The sequence below is a fragment of the Pseudomonas putida genome (genome assembly GCF_001941965.1).
In the GTDB taxonomy this organism is placed as follows: domain Bacteria; phylum Pseudomonadota; class Gammaproteobacteria; order Pseudomonadales; family Pseudomonadaceae; genus Aquipseudomonas; species Aquipseudomonas putida_L.
On the sequence record NZ_MKZO01000079.1, the window covers coordinates 82352 to 104952 of the forward strand.

At 64.4% G+C, this 22601-nt stretch carries 18 protein-coding genes; 11 read left to right on the top strand and 7 right to left on the bottom strand.

From position 1 onward, the window contains the following. Nucleotides 1-5 precede the first annotated feature (5 nt). The 4 genes from pabB to rloA all read right to left on the bottom strand — a co-directional run bounded on the left by pabB (nucleotide 6) and on the right by rloA (nucleotide 4510). Nucleotides 6-1352: an aminodeoxychorismate synthase component I gene (gene pabB / locus PSEMO_RS31670; RefSeq protein WP_075806796.1), complete on the bottom strand. Its 1347-nt coding sequence runs from the start codon at nucleotides 1350-1352 to the stop codon at nucleotides 6-8. Nucleotides 1353-1452: 100 nt separating this feature from the next. Then, on the bottom strand, nucleotides 1453-2436 hold the full coding sequence (locus PSEMO_RS31675; RefSeq protein WP_075806797.1) for an alpha-L-glutamate ligase-like protein: 984 nt from the start codon (nucleotides 2434-2436) through the stop codon (nucleotides 1453-1455). Further along, nucleotides 2436-3968 carry an osmotic stress tolerance membrane protein RloB gene (rloB, locus tag PSEMO_RS31680; protein ID WP_075806798.1) on the bottom strand — a complete coding sequence of 511 codons (1533 nt, stop codon included), beginning with the start codon at nucleotides 3966-3968 and terminating at the stop codon, nucleotides 2436-2438. Before rloB ends, PSEMO_RS31675 begins: the two co-directional genes overlap by 1 nt. Before the next feature lie 5 nt (nucleotides 3969-3973). Then, a complete protein-coding gene (gene rloA, locus PSEMO_RS31685; RefSeq protein ID WP_075806799.1) occupies nucleotides 3974-4510 on the bottom strand; it encodes a retropepsin-like aspartic peptidase RloA in 537 nt (178 codons plus the stop codon). Nucleotides 4511-4800: 290 nt separating this feature from the next. Here rloA and PSEMO_RS31690 point away from each other — a divergent pair, with 290 nt between their 5' ends. The 5 genes from PSEMO_RS31690 to prpF all read left to right on the top strand — a co-directional run bounded on the left by PSEMO_RS31690 (nucleotide 4801) and on the right by prpF (nucleotide 11667). Next, nucleotides 4801-5511 carry a GntR family transcriptional regulator gene (locus PSEMO_RS31690; protein WP_075806800.1) on the top strand — a complete coding sequence of 237 codons (711 nt, stop codon included), beginning with the start codon at nucleotides 4801-4803 and terminating at the stop codon, nucleotides 5509-5511. Continuing rightward, nucleotides 5508-6398, top strand: a complete 891-nt coding sequence (gene prpB / locus PSEMO_RS31695; RefSeq protein WP_075806801.1) for a methylisocitrate lyase — start codon at nucleotides 5508-5510, stop codon at nucleotides 6396-6398. The genes PSEMO_RS31690 and prpB overlap by 4 nt, the downstream gene beginning before the upstream one ends. Nucleotides 6399-6458: 60 nt before the next feature. Further along, on the top strand, nucleotides 6459-7586 hold the full coding sequence (gene prpC, locus PSEMO_RS31700) for a bifunctional 2-methylcitrate synthase/citrate synthase (protein ID WP_075806802.1): 1128 nt from the start codon (nucleotides 6459-6461) through the stop codon (nucleotides 7584-7586). 182 nt (nucleotides 7587-7768) lie between these two features. After that, nucleotides 7769-10354, top strand: a complete 2586-nt coding sequence (gene acnD / locus PSEMO_RS31705) for a Fe/S-dependent 2-methylisocitrate dehydratase AcnD (protein WP_075806803.1) — start codon at nucleotides 7769-7771, stop codon at nucleotides 10352-10354. A 122-nt stretch (nucleotides 10355-10476) separates the two neighbouring features. After that, nucleotides 10477-11667: a 2-methylaconitate cis-trans isomerase PrpF gene (gene prpF, locus PSEMO_RS31710; protein ID WP_075806804.1), complete on the top strand. Its 1191-nt coding sequence runs from the start codon at nucleotides 10477-10479 to the stop codon at nucleotides 11665-11667. Between the two features lie 225 nt (nucleotides 11668-11892). Here the strand turns inward: prpF and acnB are convergent, their stop codons facing one another. Next, nucleotides 11893-14493: a bifunctional aconitate hydratase 2/2-methylisocitrate dehydratase gene (gene acnB, locus PSEMO_RS31715; RefSeq protein WP_075806805.1), complete on the bottom strand. Its 2601-nt coding sequence runs from the start codon at nucleotides 14491-14493 to the stop codon at nucleotides 11893-11895. A gap of 404 nt (nucleotides 14494-14897) precedes the next feature. Here acnB and PSEMO_RS31720 point away from each other — a divergent pair, with 404 nt between their 5' ends. Then, nucleotides 14898-15365, top strand: coding sequence for a DUF1289 domain-containing protein (locus PSEMO_RS31720; RefSeq protein ID WP_075806806.1), 468 nt, complete (start codon nucleotides 14898-14900; stop codon nucleotides 15363-15365). 120 nt (nucleotides 15366-15485) lie between these two features. On the opposite strand, the gene PSEMO_RS31725 is transcribed toward PSEMO_RS31720, so the two are convergent. After that, nucleotides 15486-16349, bottom strand: coding sequence for a universal stress protein (locus tag PSEMO_RS31725; RefSeq protein ID WP_075806807.1), 864 nt, complete (start codon nucleotides 16347-16349; stop codon nucleotides 15486-15488). Nucleotides 16350-16503: 154 nt separating this feature from the next. Here PSEMO_RS31725 and PSEMO_RS31730 point away from each other — a divergent pair, with 154 nt between their 5' ends. The 5 genes from PSEMO_RS31730 (at nucleotide 16504) to PSEMO_RS31750 (ending at nucleotide 22044) form a co-directional block, all read left to right on the top strand. Then, complete coding sequence (locus PSEMO_RS31730) at nucleotides 16504-17109, top strand: tRNA-(ms[2]io[6]A)-hydroxylase (protein ID WP_075806808.1); 606 nt, start codon at nucleotides 16504-16506, stop codon at nucleotides 17107-17109. 268 nt (nucleotides 17110-17377) lie between these two features. Further along, nucleotides 17378-17851, top strand: coding sequence for a MarR family winged helix-turn-helix transcriptional regulator (locus tag PSEMO_RS31735; protein ID WP_075806809.1), 474 nt, complete (start codon nucleotides 17378-17380; stop codon nucleotides 17849-17851). Further along, nucleotides 17848-19314, top strand: coding sequence for an efflux transporter outer membrane subunit (locus PSEMO_RS31740; protein WP_075806810.1), 1467 nt, complete (start codon nucleotides 17848-17850; stop codon nucleotides 19312-19314). Before PSEMO_RS31735 ends, PSEMO_RS31740 begins: the two co-directional genes overlap by 4 nt. A gap of 10 nt (nucleotides 19315-19324) precedes the next feature. Then, a complete protein-coding gene (locus PSEMO_RS31745) occupies nucleotides 19325-20518 on the top strand; it encodes an HlyD family secretion protein (protein ID WP_075806811.1) in 1194 nt (397 codons plus the stop codon). Continuing rightward, a complete protein-coding gene (locus tag PSEMO_RS31750; RefSeq protein WP_075806812.1) occupies nucleotides 20515-22044 on the top strand; it encodes a DHA2 family efflux MFS transporter permease subunit in 1530 nt (509 codons plus the stop codon). The genes PSEMO_RS31745 and PSEMO_RS31750 overlap by 4 nt, the downstream gene beginning before the upstream one ends. 54 nt (nucleotides 22045-22098) lie before the next feature. Here PSEMO_RS31750 and PSEMO_RS31755 read toward each other — a convergent pair whose 3' ends face one another. Then, entirely contained in the window at nucleotides 22099-22371 is a 273-nt protein-coding gene (locus PSEMO_RS31755; RefSeq protein WP_075806813.1) for a hypothetical protein, read from the bottom strand. Nucleotides 22372-22601 lie beyond the last annotated feature (230 nt).

The window sequence follows — 22601 nt, forward strand, 5'->3', positions numbered from 1 at the left end:
GGCCCTCAAAGACCCTGAAGAGTCTCCAGAAGCACCCGCACCTTGGTAATCGACTCCTGATACTCGGCCTCCCACTCCGAGTCCGCCACTACGGCGCCGCCGCCCCAGCAGCACACCTGCCCATCCTTCACCAGCAGGCTGCGGATGGCGATGGAACTGTCCATCTCCCCGCGCACGTCCAGGTACAGCAACGATCCGCAATACAGCGCCCGCCGACTCGGCTCCAGCTCGTCGATGATCGCCATCGCGCGGATCTTCGGTGCGCCAGTGATCGACCCGCCCGGGAAACTTCCGGCAATCAGGTCCAGCGCATCCTTGTCGGCCGCCAGGCGCCCGGTCACGCTGCTGACCATATGGTGGACGTTGGGATAACTCTCCAGGCTGAACAGCTCCGGCACCCGCACCGAACCGATCTCGCAGGTACGACCCAGGTCGTTGCGCAGCAGGTCGACGATCATCAGGTTCTCGGAGCGGTCCTTGCTGCTGGCCAGCAGTTCTTCGCTATTGGCGCGGTCCTGCTCGGGATCGGCACTGCGCGGCCGGGTGCCCTTGATCGGACGGGTTTCCACCTGACCCTTGCTGACCTGGATAAAGCGCTCTGGCGACAGGCTGAGCAGCGCGCTGCCGTCCTCCAGCACCTGGAACCCGGAAAACGGCGTCGGGCAGGCCGCGCGCAGCGCCTGGTAGGCGCTCCACGGATCGCCCTGGCACGGCGCCCGGAAGCGCTGGGTCAGGTTGATCTGGTAGCAGTCGCCGGCCTGGATGTACTGCTGCACGCGGTCGAACGCCTGGCGATAGTCCTCGGCGCTGAGGTCGCCGCGCATCGGTGCTTCGAGGCGGAAACCGCTGCCCGGGTCCGCTTCTGCTGGCTGACTGAACAGCTCGACCAGGCGCTGGCATTCCTCGGCAGGCAGGGCAGGGTGGAACAGCAACTGACTGGTCATCAGTCGGTGATCGCTGATCACCGCCCAGCCATACAGCCCGAGGGTGGCATCGGGCAGGCCGAGATCGTCCCGGGCCAGCTCCGGCAATAGTTCCAGACGCCGGCCAAAGTCGTAGCTCAGGTAACCGATCAGGCCGCCGGCAAACGGCAGTTCCACGCCATCAGGCAACTGCGCCTCGCCCAGCTCGGCAAGGCTGTCCCGCAGCCGCTGCAGGTACGCCGTGCCGCGTTCACCATCCTCCGCCACCAGGCTGCGCAGCGGCCAGGCGCTGAGCAGGTCGAAGCGGCCGCGCTCGGCACCAGGGCGGGCGCTGTCCAGCAGCACGGCGCCGGGCGCATGGCGCACACGGGCGAAATAAAGGGCCGGGTCGGGCTGATAGGGCAGGGGAACCAGGGTGCAGGTCGGCATTCGTCTGAACGGTTGGCGAGGCGGGGGAGGCATTGTAGACCCCCAAAGGAATTGCTCCTAGGGGTTTGAGCGACCGCCCCGTGTCCGGGGCGGACGTCTTTTACTGCTGCGAAGGAACGTGCCCGAACAGTTGCTGGGCGAAGCGCACGCGCTCCTCGGCGGTTTCCTGCCTGCCGTCCTTCGCCAGTTCTTCGAGATGGGCCTCGATGGCGTGGGTGCGCTGGGTCAGGCCGCAGTCGTTGGCGATCTGGATATTCAGGCCGGGGCGGGCGTTGAGTTCGAGGATCAACGGACCCTTTTCCTGGTCCAGCACCATGTCCACACCGATGTAGCCCAGGCCACACAGCTCGTAGCAGCCGGCGGCAAGCTTCATGAAGCCGTCCCAGTTCGGCAGTTGCACGCCGTCCACCGCGTTGGTGGTGTCCGGGTGCTTGCTGATGATGTTGTTCAGCCAGGTGCCGCGCAGGGTCACGCCGGTGGCGAGGTCTACACCGACGCCGATGGCGCCCTGGTGCAGGTTGGCCTTGCCCCCGGACTGGCGGGTCGGCAGGCGCAGCATGGCCATCACCGGGTAGCCCATCAGCACGATGATGCGGATGTCCGGCACGCCTTCGTAGCTGATGCTCTTGAAGATCTGGTCCGGGGTCACCCGGTACTCGATCAGCGCGCGGTCGCGGTGCCCGCCGAGGGAGTAGAGGCCGGTGAGGATGCTGGAAATCTGGTGCTCGATTTCCTCGTGGCTGATGATCTTGCCCGAGACCGTGCGGTAGCGGTCCTCGAAGCGGTCGGCGATGACCAGGATACCGTCACCGCCGGCACCCTGGGCCGGCTTGATGACGAAGTCGCTGCGCCCGCCGATGATCTCGTCGAGCTTCTCGATCTCTTTCTCGGTGGAGATGATCCCGTACATCTCCGGCACATGGATGCCGGCCTGGATCGCCCGTTCCTTGGTGATGATCTTGTCGTCGACGATGGGGTACAGATGGCGCTTGTTGTACTTCAGGACATAGTCCGCGTTGCGCCGGTTGATCCCCATGATGCCCCGGGCTTCCAGGGCCTTCCAGGTTTTCCAGAGTCCGAACATCAAGCGTCAGCCTTTACGAAAGCCTTGAAGCGAACCAGCTCCGTCAGGCGGTAGCCGCGGTAGCGACCCATCGCCAGCATGAAGCCCACCAGGATCAACAGTACCGCCGGGAAGGTGAAGACGAAGTACACCAGCTCCGGCACGCTCATCAGCAGGTGCGCGATGGACGCAGCGAACAGGGTGCCGATGGCGACTTTCATGGCGTGGCCGCCGCCGCGCTCTTCCCAGGTGATGGACAGGCGTTCGATGGTCATGGTCAGGATCACCATCGGGAACAGCGCCACCGACAGGCCGCGTTCCAGGCCCAGCTTGTGGCTGAACAGGCTGATCGCGGCGATCAGCACCACGACGAAGGTCAGCACCACCGACAGGCGCGGCAGCATCTGCAGCTTCAGGTGTTCCAGGTACGAGCGCAGCGACAGGCCGAGGGCGGTGATCACCGTGAACAGCACGATGCCGAAGCCCAGCTGGGTCTCGCGGAAGGCCAGGGCGATCAGCACCGGGGTGAAGGTACCCAGGGTCTGCAGGCCGATCAGGTTGCGCAGGATCAGGATCACCAGCACGCCGATCGGGATCATCACCATGATCATGAAGGTCTGCTGGGTCTGCAGCGGCAGGCCGTAGAGCGAGTATTCGAGGAAGTCGGCGTCGGTGTTCTCGTCGGTCAGCTTGGCCAGGCGGATGGCGTTCATCTCGCTGTTGTTCAGGCTGAAGCTGACGTTGACCTTCTTGCCGCCGTCGACGGTGACCAGGTTGTCGTCGCCGGTCCACCACAGCAGGCGGTCGCTGGGCAGGCCCTGCTCACCGTTGTCCGGGTTGAAGTACAGCCAGTCGTTGCCGTTGAAGCTGCGCAGCCACAGTTCAGGGGTTTGCGGCTGGTCGGCCACCAGGCGGATGGTCTGCACGCGCTCCAGCGGCACATGGGCGATGGACAGCAGCAGGTCGATGACCTTGGCCTTCTTCTGTACCGAGGTGTCGCCGGCCAGCAGCAGCTTGACGTTGTCGTCGTTGAGATTGTTGACACGCTTGATGGTCTCGCTGACGAAGGTCTCGACGTCGGCGGAGTGCTGGCGGATCGGCGCCAGCAGGGCTTCGGCGGCGATCTTCTCGGGGCCGTCCACCGGCAGGCTGTCGCGGAAGGTCGGGCCCTTGATCTTGGGCTTCTCGCTGCTGTAGCGCTTGGTCAGCACCAGGCGGTAATACAGGGTCTGGTTGCCGCTGGCGCGGCGCGCCGACCAGGTCACCTTGCGGTTGCCGTCGACGCGGTTGACGCTGACCCCGTAGTTATTGGAGATGAAACTCTCGTTGAGGCTGACGTAGTCCTGGTTCAGCGGTGGCACGAACATCTGCACCTTGACCGGGTCCTTCGGGGTGGCGACGAACTCGACCTTGGCGTCGATGTTCCACAGGTCGTCGGTCTCGTCCTCGGTCACCGGGATGCCGAGGAAGAAGATCTGATAGGCCGTGATCAGCACGCCCAGCAGCACCAGGACGGTGATCAGGACTTTCAGATGAAGGGTAAGAGAGCGCATCGGAATTACTCTGCGGTGTGAGCTTCAGTGGCGCAGGCAGGTTTGCCGGCCGCGTATTTTAGGCTGGGGTCGACCAGCGCGTCGAAGTGCTTGAGCGCCTCGGAACCGATCAGCAGCGGGAACTGGAAGGCGCTGCGGTCGGTCAGGTTCACTTCGATTTCGCGCAGGGCCGTGCCCATGCAAATGTTCAGGGCGATCACCGGGCGGGCGGTGTAGGCCTTGCCTTCCTCGGGGTCGTAGTCGCCGGCGCGGCGCTTGATCTTGCTGACCCGCGCCAGCGGGCGTTCGATGGGATGGCTGTGGGCGGCGTCGATGGCCAGGTAGAAGCGCACCCAGGACTCGCCGTTGCGCTTGAAGCGCTTGATATCGCGGGCACTGAGGGAGGCGGTCTTGGCGCCGGTGTCGAGCTTGGCCGCGACTTCCAGGTCGATGTCGCCGAGCCGGGCGTATTCGTTGAGGCCGTACACGGTCTTGCCGGTTGCCTGGGCGATGAGCGGCAACCAACAAAGGCCGAGCAACAATAGAAGTGGCGAAAGTCTCATAGATCCTGGCGCAATGCTGTGGGGTATTCGGGTCAAGGCCACTGGCAATTCTGCGCAAGCTCCTCGTTCGTCTGACACAAGAAGATGACAGACACACTATCCATGCCACAAAAAACGGGGCGGCGGCATTCTATCACGGGGATGGTGGCACGCCAGCAGCGCGAATGAGACAACGCTGGCGGCGCCTTAGTTCGTTCTTAGACGATTGTCGACAATATTGATTTTGTCTTTGACTGCGATGGCTGAATTGGCTAGTTTTGGCGCATTGATCTTTCAAGGTGTCGACAATCATGCTGGACGCAGCCCAAGCACCCGGAATCGTCCAGGACGAGTCGGAAACCCTTTCCGAGAACGTCTTCCGGCGTATCCAGGCCGCCATCGTCAAGGGCGAGATCGCCCCGGGCAGCAAGATCTCCGAGCCTGAGCTGGCGCGCACCTACGGCATCAGCCGCGGTCCGCTGCGCGAGGCCATCCACCGCCTGGAAGGCCAGCGCCTGCTGGTGCGGGTGCCGCATGTCGGGGCACGGGTGGTGTCGTTGTCCCATGCCGAGCTGATCGAACTCTACGAAATCCGCGAATCCCTCGAAGGCATGGCCTGCCGCCTGGCTGCCGAGCGTATGAGCGTAGCCGAGATCGACGAGCTGCGCCGGGTGCTGGACACCCATGAGCGGGATGCCGCGTTCCAGGCCGGCCTCGGCTACTACCAGCAGGAAGGCGACTACGACTTCCACTACCGGATCCTCCAGGGCAGCGGCAACAAGACCCTGGTCAAGATGCTCTGCGACGATCTCTATCAACTGGTGCGCATGTACCGCATCCAGTTCTCGGCCACGCCCAACCGGCCGCGCCAGGCCTTTGCCGAACACCACCGGATTCTCGATGCCATCGCCGACCGTGACGGCGAACTGGCGGAACTCCTGATGCGCCGTCACATCGGCGCATCCAAACGCAACATCGAGCGTCACTACCTGGACGCCACTAGCCCACGAGGTGAGTCATGAGTCAGAAAAGCAGTCCCGGCCAGCGCTTCCGCGATGCGGTCGCTGCCGAGCACCCGCTGCAGGTCGTCGGTACCATCAATGCCAACCACGCCCTGCTGGCCAAGCGCGCCGGGTTCAAGGCCATCTACCTCTCCGGTGGCGGTGTCGCCGCCGGCTCCCTCGGCCTGCCGGACCTGGGCATCACCGGCCTGGACGACGTGCTCACCGACGTGCGCCGCATCACCGACGTCTGCGACCTGCCGCTGCTGGTGGATGTCGACACCGGTTTCGGTTCCTCTGCGTTCAACGTGGCGCGTACCGTCAAGTCGATGATCAAGTTCGGCGCTGCGGCCATCCATATCGAGGACCAGGTCGGCGCCAAGCGCTGCGGCCACCGTCCGAACAAGGAAATCGTCTCCCAGCAGGAGATGGTCGACCGCATCAAGGCCGCCGTCGATGCCCGTACCGATGACAGCTTCGTGATCATGGCGCGCACCGACGCCCTGGCCGTCGAAGGCCTGGAAGCCGCGCTGGACCGCGCTGCCGCCTGCATCGAAGCCGGCGCCGACATGATCTTCCCGGAAGCCATCACCGAACTGTCGATGTACAAGACCTTCGCCGAGCGCGTGCGCGCGCCGATCCTGGCCAACATCACCGAATTCGGCGCCACGCCGCTGTACACCACCGAGGAACTGGCCTCGGCCGACGTGTCCCTGGCCCTGTACCCGCTGTCGGCCTTCCGTGCCATGAACAAGGCCGCGGAAAACGTCTACACCGCCCTGCGCCGCGACGGCACCCAGAAGAACGTGATCGACACCATGCAGACCCGCATGGAGCTGTACGACGCCATCAACTACCACGCGTTCGAGCAGAGCCTCGACGCCCTGTTCGCGCAGAAAAAGGCCTGAGCCAAAGGCCCCTGATTAGCCAAATAGCTTCCATAACAAGTTCAAGAAAGGAGAGATCCCATGGCCGAAGCAAAAGTACTCAGCGGAGCCGGCCTGCGTGGCCAGGTGGCCGGGCAGACCGCACTGTCGACAGTCGGTCAGGCCGGTGCCGGGCTGACCTACCGCGGCTATGACGTGCGCGACCTGGCGGCCAACGCCCTGTTCGAGGAAGTCGCCTACCTGCTGCTCTACGGAGAACTGCCGAACCAGGCGCAACTGGACGAATACCAGGCCCGCCTGAAAACCATGCGCGACCTGCCGCAGGCCCTGAAGGAAGTGCTCGAACGCATCCCGGCCAACGCCCACCCGATGGATGTCATGCGCACCGGCTGCTCGGTGCTCGGCGCCCTGGAGCAGGAGCTGAACTTCGACCAGCAGCGCGACCGGACCGATCGCCTGCTCGCCCTGTTCCCGGCGGTGATGTGCTACTGGTACCGCTTCAGCCACCACGGCGTGCGCATCGAGTGCACCAGCGACGAAGACACCATTGGTGGCCATTTCCTCTATCTGCTGCACGGCAAGAAGCCGAGCGAGCTGCACGTCAAGGTGATGAACGTCTCGCTGATCCTCTACGCGGAACACGAATTCAACGCCTCGACCTTCACCGCCCGGGTCTGCGCCTCGACCCTGTCCGACCTGTACTCCTGCGTCACCGCAGCCATCGGCTCGCTGCGCGGCCCGCTGCACGGCGGCGCCAACGAAGCGGCGATGGAGCTGATCGAGCGCTTCCAGAGCCCGCAGGAAGCGGTGACCGAACTGCTGAAGATGCTGGAGCGCAAGGACAAGATCATGGGCTTCGGCCATGCCATCTACAAAGAGTCCGACCCGCGCAACGAAGTGATCAAGGGCTGGGCCAAGCAGCTGGCTGACGAGGTGGGCGACAAGGTCCTGTACCCGGTGTCGGAAGCCATCGACAAGACCATGTGGGAACAGAAGAAGCTGTTCCCCAACGCCGACTTCTACCATGCCTCGGCGTACCACTTCATGGGCATCCCGACCAAGCTGTTCACCCCGATCTTCGTCTGCTCGCGCCTGACCGGCTGGGCGGCGCACGTCTTCGAGCAGCGCGCCAACAACCGCATCATCCGCCCGAGCGCCGAGTACACCGGCGTCGAGCAGCGTGCGTACGTGCCGATCGAGAAACGCTGAAGCAGACTTTGAGTCCACCGCTGAAACCTGTGGGAGCTGGCTTGCCAGCGATGAGGCCGGCAGGAACACCCTTGTTGCCAGGCCTGGCCCTATCGCTGGCAAGCCAGCTCCCACAGGGGGCAGTGGGGCTCTTGAGAATAATGATCGACACAAAACCGAACCCGTGACCGAGCCGACCTGAAATGAACACCGAATTCCGCAAGTCCCTGCCAGGCACCGGCCTGGACTATTTCGATGCCCGCGCGGCGGTCGATGCGATCGCCCCGGGCGCCTACGACCGCCTGCCGTACACTTCCCGCGTCCTCGCCGAGAACCTGGTGCGGCGCTGTGATCCGGCGACCTTGAACGCCTCCCTGGGCCAGCTGATCGAGCGCAAGCGCGACCTCGACTTCCCCTGGTTCCCGGCCCGCGTGGTCTGCCACGACATCCTCGGCCAGACCGCCCTGGTCGACCTCGCCGGCCTGCGTGATGCCATCGCCGACAAGGGCGGTGACCCGGCCCAGGTCAACCCGGTGGTGCCGGTCCAGCTGATCGTCGACCACTCCCTGGCCGTGGAATGCGGCGGCTACGACCCGCAGGCGTTCGAGAAGAACCGCGCCATCGAGGACCGCCGCAATGAAGACCGTTTCCACTTCATCAACTGGACCAAGAAAGCCTTCAAGAACGTTGATGTGATCCAGCCCGGCAACGGCATCATGCACCAGATCAACCTGGAGAAGATGTCGCCGGTGATCCATGCCGAGCGCGGCGTGGCCTATCCCGATACCTGCGTCGGCACCGACAGCCACACCCCGCACGTCGATGCCCTGGGCGTGATCGCCATCGGTGTCGGCGGCCTGGAAGCCGAGAACGTGATGCTTGGCCGCGCCTCCTGGATGCGCCTGCCGGAAATCGTCGGTGTCGAGTTGTCCGGCAAGCCGCAGCCGGGCATCACCGCCACCGACGTGGTGCTGGCCCTGACCGAATTCCTGCGCAAGCAGAAAGTGGTCGGCGCCTACCTGGAATTCCACGGTGAAGGTGCCCGCGCCCTGACCCTCGGCGACCGCGCGACCATCTCCAACATGGCCCCGGAATACGGTGCCACCGCCGCGATGTTCGCCATCGACGGCCAGACCATCGACTACCTGCGCCTGACCGGTCGCGACGAGCAGCAGGTCAAGCTGGTGGAAACCTACGCCAGGGAAGCCGGCCTGTGGGCCGACAGCCTGGTCAATGCCGAATACGAGCGCGTGCTGCGCTTCGATCTGTCCAGCGTCGTGCGCAACATGGCCGGCCCGTCCAACCCGCACGCCCGTGTCGCCACCAGCGACCTGGCTGCCAAGGGTATCGCCGGTGCCTGGGAAGAAGTCCCGGGGCAGATGCCGGATGGCGCGGTGATCATCGCCGCCATCACCAGCTGCACCAACACCAGCAACCCGCGCAACGTGATCGCCGCCGGCCTGCTGGCGCGCAATGCCAACAAGGCCGGCCTGGTGCGCAAGCCGTGGGTCAAGTCGTCCCTGGCGCCGGGTTCGAAAACCGTGGCCCTGTACCTCGATGAAGCCGGCCTGACCGACGAACTGGAGCAACTGGGCTTCGGTATCGTCGCGTTCGCCTGTACTACCTGCAACGGCATGTCCGGTGCGCTGGATCCGCAGATCCAGCAGGAAATCATCGACCGTGACCTTTACGCCACCGCCGTGCTCTCGGGCAACCGCAACTTCGACGGGCGTATCCACCCGTACGCCAAGCAGGCGTTCCTCGCCTCGCCGCCGCTGGTGGTGGCCTATGCCATCGCCGGGACCATCCGCTTCGATATCGAGAAGGATGTGCTGGGCGTGGTCGATGGCAAGGAAATCCGCCTCAAGGACATCTGGCCGAGCGACGAGGAAATCGACGCGGTGGTGCGGGCTTCGGTCAAGCCGGAGCAGTTCCGCCAGGTCTATATCCCGATGTTCGCCATCGAGGAGGACAAGGGGCCGAAAGTCGCGCCGCTGTACGAATGGCGCCCGATGAGCACCTATATCCGCCGTCCGCCGTACTGGGAAGGCGCCCTGGCCGGCGAGCGCACGCTCAAGGGCATGCGTCCGCTGGCGGTGCTGCCGGACAACATCACCACCGACCACCTGTCGCCGTCCAACGCCATCATGCTCGACAGTGCCGCCGGTGAGTACCTGGCGAAAATGGGCCTGCCGGAAGAGGACTTCAACTCCTACGCGACCCACCGCGGCGACCACCTCACCGCCCAGCGTGCCACCTTCGCCAACCCGAAACTGTTCAACGAAATGGTCCAGGAAAACGGCAAGGTCAAGCAGGGTTCGCTGGCGCGGATCGAGCCGGAAGGCAAGGTCACCCGCATGTGGGAAGCCATCGAGACCTACATGGAGCGCAAGCAGCCGCTGATCATCGTCGCCGGCGCCGACTACGGCCAGGGCTCGTCGCGGGACTGGGCGGCCAAGGGCGTGCGTCTGGCGGGCGTTGAAGCGATCGTGGCCGAGGGCTTCGAGCGTATCCACCGCACCAACCTGGTGGGCATGGGCGTGTTGCCGCTGGAGTTCAAGGCGGGCGTGAATCGCAACACCCTGGGGCTGGATGGCAGCGAGCTGTACGACGTGGTCGGCCAGCGCACGCCGCGGGCGACCTTGACCCTGGTGGTCACCCGGCGTAATGGCGAGCGTGTCGAAGTGCCGGTGACCTGCCGCCTGGATACTGCGGAAGAGGTGTCGATCTACGAGGCGGGCGGTGTGTTGCAGCGCTTTGCCCAGGACTTCCTGGAAGGCACTGCCTGATATCGGCGAGGCCCATCAGGGCCTCATCGCTGGCAAGCCAGCTCCCACAGGTCACGCGATCCCTGTGGGAGCTGGCTTGCCAGCGATTGGGGTTTCACCAATTGAACTGACAGGACCTATTCATGCCGCACATACCGCAAATCAAGATCCCCGCCACCTACATCCGCGGCGGCACCAGCAAGGGTGTGTTCTTCAACCTCAAGGACCTGCCCGAAGCCGCGCAACTCCCTGGCGCCGCCCGCGATGCCCTGCTGCTGCGGGTGATCGGCAGCCCCGATCCCTACGGCAAGCAGATCGACGGCATGGGCGGAGCCACGTCCAGCACCAGCAAGACGGTGATCCTGTCGCGCAGCATCAAGCCGGAACACGACGTCGACTACCTGTTCGGCCAGGTCTCCATCGACAAGGCCTTCGTCGACTGGAGCGGCAACTGCGGCAACCTCTCGGCGGCGGTGGGTTCCTTCGCCATCAGCGCCGGGCTGGTCGATGCCGGCCGTATCCCGCAGAACGGTATCGCCACTGTGCGTATCTGGCAGGCCAATATCGGCAAGACCATCATCGCCCATGTACCGATCACCAACGGCGAGGTCCAGGAAACCGGCGACTTCGAGCTGGACGGGGTGACCTTCCCGGCGGCCGAGGTGCAACTGGAATTCCTCGATCCGGCCGCCGATGAAGACGGCGCTGGTGGCTCGATGTTCCCCACCGGCAACCTGGTGGATCAGCTCGAAGTACCGGGCGTAGGCACCCTCGAAGTGACCATGATCAACGCCGGGATCCCGACCATCTTCGTCAAGGCCGAGGCCATTGGCTACGCCGGGACCGAGCTGCAGGACGCGATCAATGGCGATGTCGAGGCACTGGCGCGTTTTGAAACCATCCGCGCCCATGGTGCGGTACGCATGGGGCTGATCAAGCACCTCGACGAAGCGGCGGGGCGCCAGCATACGCCGAAGGTGGCCTTCGTTGCGGCGCCGGCGGATTACCTGTCGTCCAGCGGCAAGGCGGTCAAGGCGGGTGAGATCGACCTGCTGGTGCGCGCGCTGTCCATGGGCAAGCTGCACCACGCGATGATGGGCACGGCGGCGGTGGCGATCGGCACGGCGGCGGCGATTCCGGGGACCCTGGTGAACCTGGCGGCTGGTGGTGGCGAGCGCGAGGCCGTGCGTTTCGGGCATCCGTCCGGGACCCTGCGGGTCGGGGCGCAGGCGCAGCAGGTGAACGGTGAATGGACCGTGACCAAGGCGATCATGAGCCGTAGTGCGCGGGTGTTGATGGAAGGGTGGGTGAGGGTGCCGGGGGATTCGTTCTAGCGCGCTTTCTTCTGCTGGAGAGGCGGTGGTCGTCATGAGGCGGGCACCGCTTTTTTGTTTCTGATCTTTTGGTGTTCTCCCGGGCCTCATCGCTGGCAAGCCAGCTCCCACAGGGTCCGCGGTGCATGCGATCCCTGTGGGAGCTGGCTTGCCAGCGATGAGGCCCTCAGAAACGAAAAAGCCCCGTCAGACTGACGGGGCTTTTTCATTCACACGGGTCTAGCTTCAGACCTGAACAGCCGGGATCTTGGCGTTCGCAGCCGCCTCACGGAACTCGGCGATCTGGTCGAAGCTCAGGTAGCGGTAAACGTCGGCCGCCATGGCGTCGATGTTCTTCGCGTACTCCATGTACTCCTCGACGGTCGGCAGCTTGCCGATGATCGAGGCGACCGCAGCCAGTTCGGCCGAAGCCAGGTACACGTTGGTAGCGTCGCCCAGACGGTTCGGGAAGTTACGGGTCGAAGTGGAGACCACGGTCGAACCGGTCTGCACACGTGCCTGGTTACCCATGCACAGCGAGCAGCCTGGCATTTCCATGCGCGCGCCAGCCTTGCCGTAGATGCCGTAGTAGCCTTCTTCGGTCAGTTGGTGAGCATCCATCTTGGTCGGCGGAGCCAGCCACAGACGGGTCGGAATGCCACCCTTGACCTTGTCCAGCAGCTTGCCGGCAGCACGGAAGTGACCGATGTTGGTCATGCACGAACCGATGAACACTTCGTCGATCTTCTCGCCCTGTACCGAAGACAGCAGGCGGGCATCGTCCGGGTCGTTCGGCGCGCAGAGCACAGGCTCCTTGACGTCGGCCAGGTCGATTTCGATGATCTCGGCGTATTCGGCGTCGGCGTCGGCAGACAGCAGCTCAGGGTTGGCCAGCCAGGCTTCCATCGCTTGTGCACGGCGCTCCAGGGTGCGCGGATCACCGTAGCCTTCGCCGATCATCCAGCGCAGCAGGGTGATGTTGGACTGCAGGTACTCGGCGATCGCCTTCTCTGGCAGCTTGATGGTGCAACCGGCAGCGGAACGCTCGGCCGAGGCGTCGGACAGTTCGAACGCTTGCTCGACGGTCAGGTCGTTCAGGCCTTCGATCTCCAGGATGCGGCCGGAGAAGGCGTTTTTCTTGCCTTTCTTCTCGACGGTCAGCAGGCCTTTCTGGATCGCGTAGTAAGGGATGGCATGCACCAGGTCACGCAGGGTGATGCCAGGTTGCAGCTTGCCCTTGAAGCGAACCAGGATCGACTCTGGCATGTCCAGCGGCATGACGCCGGTGGCGGCGGCGAAGGCCACCAGGCCGGAACCGGCCGGGAACGAGATGCCGATCGGGAAGCGGGTGTGCGAGTCGCCGCCGGTGCCGACGGTGTCAGGCATCAGCATGCGGTTCAGCCAGCTGTGGATGATGCCGTCGCCAGGACGCAGGGACACGCCGCCGCGGGTGCGGATGAAGTCCGGCAGGGTGTGGTGGGTGGTGACGTCGATCGGCTTCGGATAGGCCGCGGTGTGGCAGAACGACTGCATGACCAGGTCGGCGGAGAAGCCCAGGCACGCCAGGTCCTTCAGCTCGTCGCGGGTCATCGGGCCAGTGGTGTCCTGGGAGCCGACGGTGGTCATCTTCGGCTCGCAGTAGGTGCCTGGGCGAACGCCGGTCACGCCGCAGGCCTTGCCGACCATCTTCTGTGCCAGGGTGTAGCCCTTGCCGGTGTCGGCAGGCTGCTCTGGCTTCTTGAACAGGTCGGAGGCGCCCAGGCCCAGTTCGGCACGGGCTTTCTCGGTCAGGCCACGGCCGACGATCAGCGGGATACGGCCGCCAGCGCGGACTTCGTCCAGCAGCACTTCGGTCTTCAGCTCGAAGCTGGTGACCAGCTCGTCGCTGCCGTGACGACGGACTTCACCCTTGAACGGGTAGACGTCGATGACGTCGCCCATGGCCAGGTTGGTGCAGTCGAATTCGATCGGCAGGGCGCCGGCGTCTTCCATGGTGTTGTAGAAGATCGGGGCGATCTTGGTACCGAAGCAGAAACCACCGGCGCGCTTGTTCGGCACGTACGGGATGTCGTCGCCGAAGAACCACAGGACCGAGTTGGTTGCCGATTTACGGGAAGAACCGGTACCGACCACGTCACCGACGTAGGCGACCGGGAAGCCCTTGGCTTTCACGGCTTCGATCTGGGCCAGCGGGCCGACCGAACCTGGCTGCGAAGGCTCGATGCCGTCGCGGGCCATTTTCAGCATGGCCAGCGCGTGCAGCGGGATGTCAGGGCGCGACCAGGCGTCCGGGGCAGGGGACAGGTCGTCGGTGTTGGTTTCGCCAGGCACCTTGAACACGGTCAGGGTGTACTTCTCGGCGATGGCCGGACGCGAGGTGAACCACTCGCCGGCAGCCCAGGATTCCAGCACGGCCTTGGCGTGGACGTTGCCCGCCTTGGCTTTTTCGGCCACGTCGTGGAAGGCATCGAACATCAGCAGGGTGCCTTTCAGCTGTTCGGCAGCGACGGCGCCCAGCTCGGCGTCGTCCAGCAGCTCGACCAGGGTGGCGATGTTGTAGCCGCCCTGCATGGTGCCCAGCAGTTCTGCGGCACGCTTGCGGTCGATCAAGGGGGATTTGGCTTCGCCTTTGGCGATGGCGGAGAGGAAAGCGGCCTTGACGTAGGCGGCTTCGTCGACTCCTGGCGGGACGCGATTGGTGATCAGGTCAACGAGGAAGGCTTCTTCGCCGGCCGGCGGGTTTTTCAGCAGCTCGACCAGGCCTGCGGTTTGTTCGGCGTTAAGCGGCTGGGGAACGATACCCAGAGCTGCGCGCTCTTCGATATGTTTGCGGTAGGCTTCAAGCACAGTTATTACCCTCATCAGTGGTCCCAAATGGGTGTCCGGGACGCTCATCCAGAAAATCCGCACTCATGCGCACATACGGCTTTTTGAGCCGCGTAGCCAGAGTTGCAGGAAATCCTTACAGAAGCTGCTTTCAAAGTTTTACGCCTGTAGAACGGAAGGCTGATGAGGGCTGGCCCGGAACATTCACTGGTGAATCTTCCGAACCAACGCCGTTCTACCGGATGACTGTGCTCGTGACGCTTTGAAAACAGCTTCTAACGGACATTGGTGCCTAAAAAGGCGGTGTGATTCTACGGCAATTTCCGGATAAAGGTAAGGCGACGACGAAGACTTTAACGAGTGACCCCCGTTAGACAAAGGGCTAACATGGCCGCCTGTTTCACTGCCATGCCGTCGATCCGCCCATGTCCAATCAGTCCATCAAGACGCCTTGCGTCGGCCTCTGCTCCACGGTTTACGGGGATACGGTGTGCCGCGGCTGCAAGCGTTTCCACCACGAAGTGATCCACTGGAACGGCTACAACGACGACGAGAAACGCGCCGTCTGGCTGCGCCTGGAGCAACTGCTGGTGCAGGTGATGACCGCCAAGCTGGAAGTGTTCGACGTCGATCGCCTGCGCCAGCAGCTGGAGCAGCGCAAGATCCGCTACGTGGCCCACCAGTCGGAATATTGCTGGGCCTACCAGCTGATCGCCCGCGGGGCGCGGGTGATTCGTGAGCTGGAGGCCTACGGGCTGGCGCTGTTGCCGGAGTTCCGCGAGTGGGAGCTGCCGGAACTGCGCGATGCCATCGATACCGAGTTCTTCCTGCTCTCCGAGGCCCATTACCAGCGTTATATCGCGCCGGGGTTTCTCAAGGATGCCCTGGGTTAATGTGCTGTTCCTGAGGGCCTCATCGCCGGCAACGCCGGCTCCCACAGGTACTGCGCGCGGCGCGGAGCCTTGTGGGAGCCGGCGTTGCCGGCGATGAGGCCCTCGAGTGCTCTGGAAAAGTCAGCCCTGCGCCAGCTCGTTCAAATGCGCCACCACCTCGGCCGTCTTCAGCACCAGCACGTCGCTCTCCAGCGAGTCCAGCACCACCTCCGCCGTATTGCCGATCAGTGCCCCGGTGATCCCGGTCCGGGCCACGGTGCCAATCACCGTCACCACCGCATCCAGTTTGTGCGCGGTATGGGGGATGAGCACATCCGCCGGCCCTTCGGCGACATGCAGGCGCTCGTCGGCAATGTCGAATTCAGCCTGGAACGCCGCGCACTCCTCGCGATAGCGCTGCTCGATGGTTTCCTTCAACTGGTACACCGGGTCCGCCGCCGAGAGCATCGGCGACGGATGGGCGGCGATCACGTGCAGTTCGCCCTTGGCCAGTCCGGCGATGGCGTAGCCGTGGTCGATGATGTCGCCGTGCAGGACGCGGTGGTCCTGGTCATGGTTGCCGACATCCACTGCCGCCAGGATCACCCCGCCGGTCCACGGCCGCTCGGTCTTGACCATCAGCACCGCCGCCGGGCACAGGCGCAGCAGTTTCCAGTCCGACGGGGTGAGCAGGGCCTTCTTCAGCGGGTTGTCCGGGCGATGTTCCTTGATCACCAGTTCGCAGCCCTCGGCCTGCTGCACATCGATGATCGACTCGTGCAGGGTGTCGTGCCAGGCCTGCTCGAAGGTGACGTTGTCATAACCATCGTCATGCAACTGGCTGCACAGCAGGCTGAGCAGGGCGCTGTGATCGTGCTTGCGGTCGCACATCAGCAGGTGCAGGCGGGCGCCGGTGGCCGTGGCGATGAGTTTGGCCCGGGTCAGGGCGCGGCTATGGGCGTGCTCGGGGTCGAGGACTACCAGAATGCTGCGAACGGCTTGCATGAGCGGGAACTCCCAGGGAAATGACAACCAATGCCTGACTATAGTCGGCGTTCGCCGCGGCGCAGCTTGACGCATATCAACCCCGGGTCACTGGTGATCGGTGGCGGCGCCGGTATAATCGCCGGCCCTGTCGTCCACCTGCCGTTCGTGAATCATGGAACCTATCCCCGAAATCGAAGCCTTCCTCGGTTGCCGCACCCCTGATGCCTGGGTTCAAGCGGCGCTGGCCGACCAGGAGACGATGCTGATCGACCACAAGAACTGCGAGTTCAAGGCCGCCAGCACCGCCCTGAGCCTGATTGCCAAGTACAACGCGCATATCGACCTGATCAACATGATGTCGCGTCTGGCCCGGGAGGAACTGGTCCACCACGAGCAGGTGCTGCGCCTGATGAAGCGCCGCAAGATTGCCCTGCGCCCGGTGTCCGCCGGGCGCTACGCCTCGGGACTGCGCCGCGTGGCCCGGGCGCATGAGCCGGCCAAGCTGGTGGACACGCTGGTGATCGGTGCCTTTATCGAAGCGCGCAGTTGCGAGCGCTTCGCCGCGCTGGTGCCGCACCTGGACGAGGAACTGGGCAAGTTCTATCACGGCCTGCTCAAGAGCGAGGCGCGGCATTATCAAGGGTATTTGAAGCTGGCCTTGCAATACGGCGATGCCGAGGATATCCAGCGCACCGTGGACAAGGTGCGCGAGGTGGAAATGGAGCTGATTCTCTCGCCGGACGAGGAATTCCGTTTCCATAGCGGCGTGCCCGCTTGATTTGAACTGACGCGGACCCTGTGGGAGCTGGCTTGCCAGCGATGAGGCCAGCCGGGGCAATGAAGTTGTCAGCTCGGGTCCAATCGCTGGCAAGCCAGCTCCCACAGGGTCCGTGTTGCTTTCCTGATCTCTACTCTCCTGCCCAATCCCGATTTTTTCAGTCAACCTTTTATCGGCAAAATACCAAGCAAGCTAATAAATGCCTGGACAATTATTGCCTAAGCAGACATATTTGCTTACATCACTGCCTAAGCAGGGTTCTCCCCACATGCAGCATTTCACCCCGGAAAATTTCCAGACCTGCACCATCGGCTTGCTCCTCGGCCGCGCCGCGCTGGTCAAGGACCGCATTCTCGACACCCATCTGCAGGACCACGACGTTACCGCCGCGCAGTTCAAGGTGCTGATCATCATTGCCCAGTTCGCCGTGGATACCCCGGCCGACCTGTGCCGTTACCTCGGCCTCGACAGTGGTGCCATGACCCGCATGCTCGACCGCCTCGAACAGAAGGCCCTGATCGCCCGTAGCCGTTGCCCGGAAGATCGCCGCCAGGTCCGCGTCGGCCTGACCGACGAGGGCCGCAAGCTGGCCGACCGCCTGCCGCACATCGGCGCCGCAGCGATGAACGAGCTGGTCGGCACCCTCGACCCGGACGAACTGGCGACCCTGACTGCGATCCTGACCAAGGTCCTGGTCAATGCCGGCGATGCCCTGACCTTGCTGCGGGTGGGCCATAAATGAAGACCTCCACCTTGCGTACCGGCCTGAGCCTGCTGGTGCTTGCCCTGAGCCTGGCCGGTTGCGCCAGTTATGAAGGCCTGTCGACCTCCGGCAAGCGCCTGTCCGCTGCCGAGCTGAAAGCCGGCAAGACCCTCGAAGGCGTGACCCTGTCGCCGGCCGCCTGGCCGAAAAGCGACTGGTGGCGCGACCTCGGCGATCCACAACTGGACGGTCTGATCGGCGAAGCCCTGCGCGACAGCCCGGACATGCAGATCGCCAGCGCCCGCGCCCACCAGGCCAGCGCCGCGGCCCTGGCTGCCGATGCCGAACGCATGCCGACCCTGGATGCCAATGCCAGCGTCAGCCGCTCGCGGCTGGCCCGTGACCAGGACCCGGCCGGGCAGGGCGGGCGCTATTCGACCCTGCGCAGCCTCAGCCTCGATTTCAACTACAGCTTCGACCTCTGGGGCGGGCAGCGTGACGCCTGGGAAGCCGCCCTCGGCCAGGCCCGTGCCGCCGAAGTGGACCGCCAGGCCGCCAGCCTGACCCTGGCCGCCGACGTGGCCCGGGCCTACAGCCAGCTGGGCCAGGCCTATATCGTCAACGACCTGACCCAGGAAGACCTCAAGCGCACCCGGCAGATGCTCGACCTGGGCAAGCGCCGCCTGAGCGCCGGGATCGACAGCGACTACCAGTTGCAGCAGACCGAAAGCCTTGCCGCCAGTTCGGAAGAGCAGGCGATCAACGCCGCCAAGCAACTGCGCAGCGCGCAGGTCGCCCTGGCCGTGTTGCTCGGCAAGGGCCCGGACCGCGCCCGCGACATCGCCCGCCCGGCGGTGCTCAAGCCCGGTGCCGTGGCGCTGCCATCGGTGCTCCCGGCCGAACTGCTGGGCCGCCGCCCTGACCTGGTGGCCGCGCGCTGGCGGGTGGAGGCGGCGAGCAAGTCCATCGATGCCGGCAAGACCCGCTTCTACCCCAACCTCAACCTGAGCGCCGCCGCCGGTACCCAGGCCCTGCTGGGGGACGCGATCTTCGGCGCGCCGAGCCGCTTCTTCAATATCGCCCCGACGATCTCGCTGCCGATCTTCGACGGCGGCCGCCTGCGCGCCGACCTCGATGCCCGCGACGCCGATTACGACCTCGCGGTGGCGCAGTACAACAAAAGCCTGGTCAACGCCCTCGGCGAAGTCAGCGACAGCATCGACCAGTTGCACGCCCTCGGCGAACAGGTCGCGGCCAAGCAGCGTGCCGCCGATATCGCCCGGCAGTCCTACGACACGGTGATGCAGCGCTACGGCTCGGGCATCGGCAACTTCCTCGATGTGCTGAGCATCGAACAGCAACTGCTCCAGGCCCAGCGCCAACTGGCCGAACTCAACGCCGAGCGCATCGACCGCTCGATCCTGCTGATGCAGGCCCTCGGCGGTGGCTTCCAGAACCCACCGCAGCAACAGGCGGCGAGCACATCGCCGGCTCATCCATAAGGTATTCGTCATGGCTAATCAAACGGACACTGCCGTCAACGAGCAGGACGTCAACAACCAGCGCAAGCGCAAGACCTGGCTGATCGGCCTGGCGCTTGTCGTCGTCGCCCTCGGCGTCGGCACCTGGGCCTGGCACGAGCTGTACGGGCGCTGGAGCGAAAGCACCGACGACGCCTACGTCAACGGCAACGTGGTGGAAATCACCCCGCTGGTCTCCGGCACCGTGGTCAGCATCGGCGCCGACGATGGCGACCTGGTGCATGCTGGCCAGGAACTGATCCGCTTCGACCCGAGCGATGCCGAGGTTGGCCTGCAGGCTGCCGAGGCCAAGCTGGCTCGGGCGGTGCGCCAGGTGCGCGGGCTGTACAGCAATGTCGACGGGCAGAAGGCCCAGGTTGCGGCGCGCAAGGCCGAATTGCAGAAAGCCCAGGAAAACTACAACCGACGCAAGACCCTTGCCGCCGGCGGGGCGATCTCCCAGGAAGAGCTGTCCCACGCCCGTGACGACCTGGCCTCGGCGCAGAGCGCCCTGAGCAATGCCCAGCAGCAACTCAACACCACCACCGCCCTGGTGGATGACACCGTGATTTCCTCCCATCCGGAAGTCCAGGCTGCCGCCGCCGAGCTGCGCCAGGCCTACCTGAGCAATGCCCGCACCACCCTGGTGGCACCGGTCACCGGCTATGTGGCCAAGCGCACCGTGCAACTGGGCCAGCGCCTCGAACCGGGCACCGCGACCATGGCGGTGATCCCCCTCGACCAGCTGTGGATCGACGCCAACTTCAAGGAAACCCAGCTGCGCAACATGCGCATCGGCCAGCCGGTGGATATCACCACCGACCTGTACGGCAGCGAGGTGAAATACAGCGGCACCATCGACAGCCTCGGCGCCGGTACCGGCAGCGCCTTCGCCCTGCTGCCGGCGCAGAACGCCACCGGCAACTGGATCAAGATCGTCCAGCGCGTGCCGGTGCGGGTGCATATCAACCCCGAGCAACTGGCCCAGCATCCGCTGCGCATCGGTTTGTCGACCATGGTCGATGTCGACCTGCACGATCAGAGCGGCCCGGTCCTGGCCCAGCAGCCGCCACAGAAGGCCAGCTTCGCCACCCAGGTCTATGACCGTCAGCTGGCCGAGGCCGACACCCTGATCGCCCGGCTGATCCACGACAACAGCGCCAGCGACAAGACGGCCCAGCGATGAGCAACCAGGCCTCGTTCACCCCGCCGAGCCTGCTGCTGACCACCATCGGCCTGTCCCTGGCGACCTTCATGCAGGTGCTCGACACCACCATCGCCAACGTGGCGCTGCCGACCATCTCCGGCAACCTCGGGGTGAGTTCGGAGCAGGGCACCTGGGTGATCACCTCGTTTGCTGTGAGCAACGCCATCGCCTTGCCGCTGACCGGCTGGCTGAGCCGGCGCTTCGGTGAGGTCAAGCTGTTCATCTGGGCGACCCTGCTGTTCGTGCTGGCTTCGTTCCTCTGCGGGATTTCCCAGTCGATGCCGGAGCTGGTGGGCTTCCGGGTCTTGCAGGGCGTTGTCGCCGGGCCGCTGTACCCGATGACCCAGACCCTGCTGATCGCGGTCTATCCGCCAGCGAAACGGGGGATGGCCCTGGCGCTATTGGCCATGGTCACGGTAGTGGCGCCGATTGCCGGGCCGATCCTCGGTGGCTGGATCACCGACAGCTACAGCTGGCCGTGGATCTTCTTCATCAATATCCCCATCGGCCTGTTCGCTGCCGCCGTGGTCCGCCAGCAGATGCGCGCGCGGCCGGTGCAGACCAGCCGCCAGCCGATGGACTATATCGGCCTGCTGAGCCTGATCATCGGCGTCGGCGCCTTGCAGATCGTCCTCGACAAGGGCAACGACCTGGACTGGTTCGAATCGAACTTCATCGTGGTCGGCAGCCTGATCTCGGTGGTGTTCATCGCCGTGTTCATCATCTGGGAGCTGACCGACAAGCACCCGGTGGTCAACTTGCGGCTGTTCGTCCACCGCAACTTCCGCATCGGCACCATCGTGCTGGTGGGCGGGTATGCCGGGTTCTTTGGCATCAACCTGATCCTGCCGCAATGGTTGCAGACGCAGATGGGCTATACCGCGACCTGGGCGGGGCTGGCGGTGGCGCCGATCGGCTTGCTGCCGGTCTTGATGTCGCCGTTCGTGGGCAAGTACGCGCACCGCTTCGACCTGCGCCTGCTGGCCGGGCTGGCGTTCCTGGCGATCGGCCTGAGCTGCTTCATGCGCGCTGAATTCACCCACGAGGTGGACTTCCAGCATGTCGCCCTGGTGCAGTTGTTCATGGGTATCGGCGTGGCGCTGTTCTTCATGCCGACCCTGAGCATCCTGCTCTCGGACCTGCCGCCGCACCAGATCGCCGACGGCTCGGGCCTGGCGACCTTCCTGCGCACCCTGGGCGGCAGCTTCGCGGCGTCGCTGACCACCTGGATCTGGATTCGCCGGGCGGACCAGCACCATGCCTATCTCAGCGAAAGCATCAGCACCTACGACCCGGCGACCCGGGATGCCTTGCACCAAATGGGCGGGGCAGGGGGCACGGCGTATCGCCAGCTGGAGCAGATGCTCAGCAGTCAGGCGTACATGATGTCGACGGTGGATTACTTCACGTTGATGGGCTGGGTGTTCGCGGGGTTGATTCTGCTGGTGTGGCTGGCGAAACCGCCGTTTGCGGCGAAGGCGGGGCCGGCGTCGGGCGGGCATTGAGGGGCGTCATGAAACCCTCGGGCACGCGATCCATGCGCCCGAGGGTTCTCTCACTTAGCCCAGCAGCGGCTTGATCGCAGTGATGGTCGGTTCGCCACCGATCGGCACATAGATTTCCACAGCCACATGGCGATGGCCGTTTTGGCCAGGAATGGTCTGGTCGGCTGCGTACTGATAGTTGACGCCGTTGACTTGCTGGGAACGGACTTGCAGCGGTTGGTATTCCGCGCCAATCAGTCGCGAGGTGGCTTCGGCGAAGATTTCCTTCTCCTGGGCAGTCGGCGTGTGAAGAGGGGTCCAGCCACCAACGATGCTTTGCTCGGTCATGCGTTTTATCTCCATATAAAGTTCCTACTCGTCTGGCTTTTCGGACTACGCCCCGTCTATTTCAATGGTTTCCGGCATCCATGTTCGCGGTGTCAAAGATGTGAACTGGTTCACATAGTGGCTATACGATATCACTCGCAAAAGCCGCGTCTGTCGGTAAGAAACCATTTGATCTGTAAGTGATTGGCTATTCACGGAAGTGTCATGAGAATGCCGATCGGGGGCATACG

Bases quoted from the DNA above. Each gene is read 5' to 3' on its own strand.
- rloB (WP_075806798.1), bottom strand. From the start codon at position 3,968: ATGCGCTCTCTTACCCTTCATCTGAAAGTCCTGATCACCGTCCTGGTG.
- PSEMO_RS31745 (WP_075806811.1), top strand. From the start codon at position 19,325: ATGGCTAATCAAACGGACACTGCCGTCAACGAGCAGGACGTCAACAAC.
- prpF (WP_075806804.1), top strand. From the start codon at position 10,477: ATGCCGCACATACCGCAAATCAAGATCCCCGCCACCTACATCCGCGGC.
- prpC (WP_075806802.1), top strand. From the start codon at position 6,459: ATGGCCGAAGCAAAAGTACTCAGCGGAGCCGGCCTGCGTGGCCAGGTG.
- prpB (WP_075806801.1), top strand. From the start codon at position 5,508: ATGAGTCAGAAAAGCAGTCCCGGCCAGCGCTTCCGCGATGCGGTCGCT.
- PSEMO_RS31740 (WP_075806810.1), top strand. From the start codon at position 17,848: ATGAAGACCTCCACCTTGCGTACCGGCCTGAGCCTGCTGGTGCTTGCC.
- PSEMO_RS31690 (WP_075806800.1), top strand. From the start codon at position 4,801: ATGCTGGACGCAGCCCAAGCACCCGGAATCGTCCAGGACGAGTCGGAA.
- PSEMO_RS31720 (WP_075806806.1), top strand. From the start codon at position 14,898: ATGTCCAATCAGTCCATCAAGACGCCTTGCGTCGGCCTCTGCTCCACG.
- acnD (WP_075806803.1), top strand. From the start codon at position 7,769: ATGAACACCGAATTCCGCAAGTCCCTGCCAGGCACCGGCCTGGACTAT.
- PSEMO_RS31730 (WP_075806808.1), top strand. From the start codon at position 16,504: ATGGAACCTATCCCCGAAATCGAAGCCTTCCTCGGTTGCCGCACCCCT.
- PSEMO_RS31725 (WP_075806807.1), bottom strand. From the start codon at position 16,349: ATGCAAGCCGTTCGCAGCATTCTGGTAGTCCTCGACCCCGAGCACGCC.
- PSEMO_RS31755 (WP_075806813.1), bottom strand. From the start codon at position 22,371: ATGACCGAGCAAAGCATCGTTGGTGGCTGGACCCCTCTTCACACGCCG.
- PSEMO_RS31750 (WP_075806812.1), top strand. From the start codon at position 20,515: ATGAGCAACCAGGCCTCGTTCACCCCGCCGAGCCTGCTGCTGACCACC.
- PSEMO_RS31675 (WP_075806797.1), bottom strand. From the start codon at position 2,436: ATGTTCGGACTCTGGAAAACCTGGAAGGCCCTGGAAGCCCGGGGCATC.
- pabB (WP_075806796.1), bottom strand. From the start codon at position 1,352: ATGCCGACCTGCACCCTGGTTCCCCTGCCCTATCAGCCCGACCCGGCC.
- PSEMO_RS31735 (WP_075806809.1), top strand. From the start codon at position 17,378: ATGCAGCATTTCACCCCGGAAAATTTCCAGACCTGCACCATCGGCTTG.
- rloA (WP_075806799.1), bottom strand. From the start codon at position 4,510: ATGAGACTTTCGCCACTTCTATTGTTGCTCGGCCTTTGTTGGTTGCCG.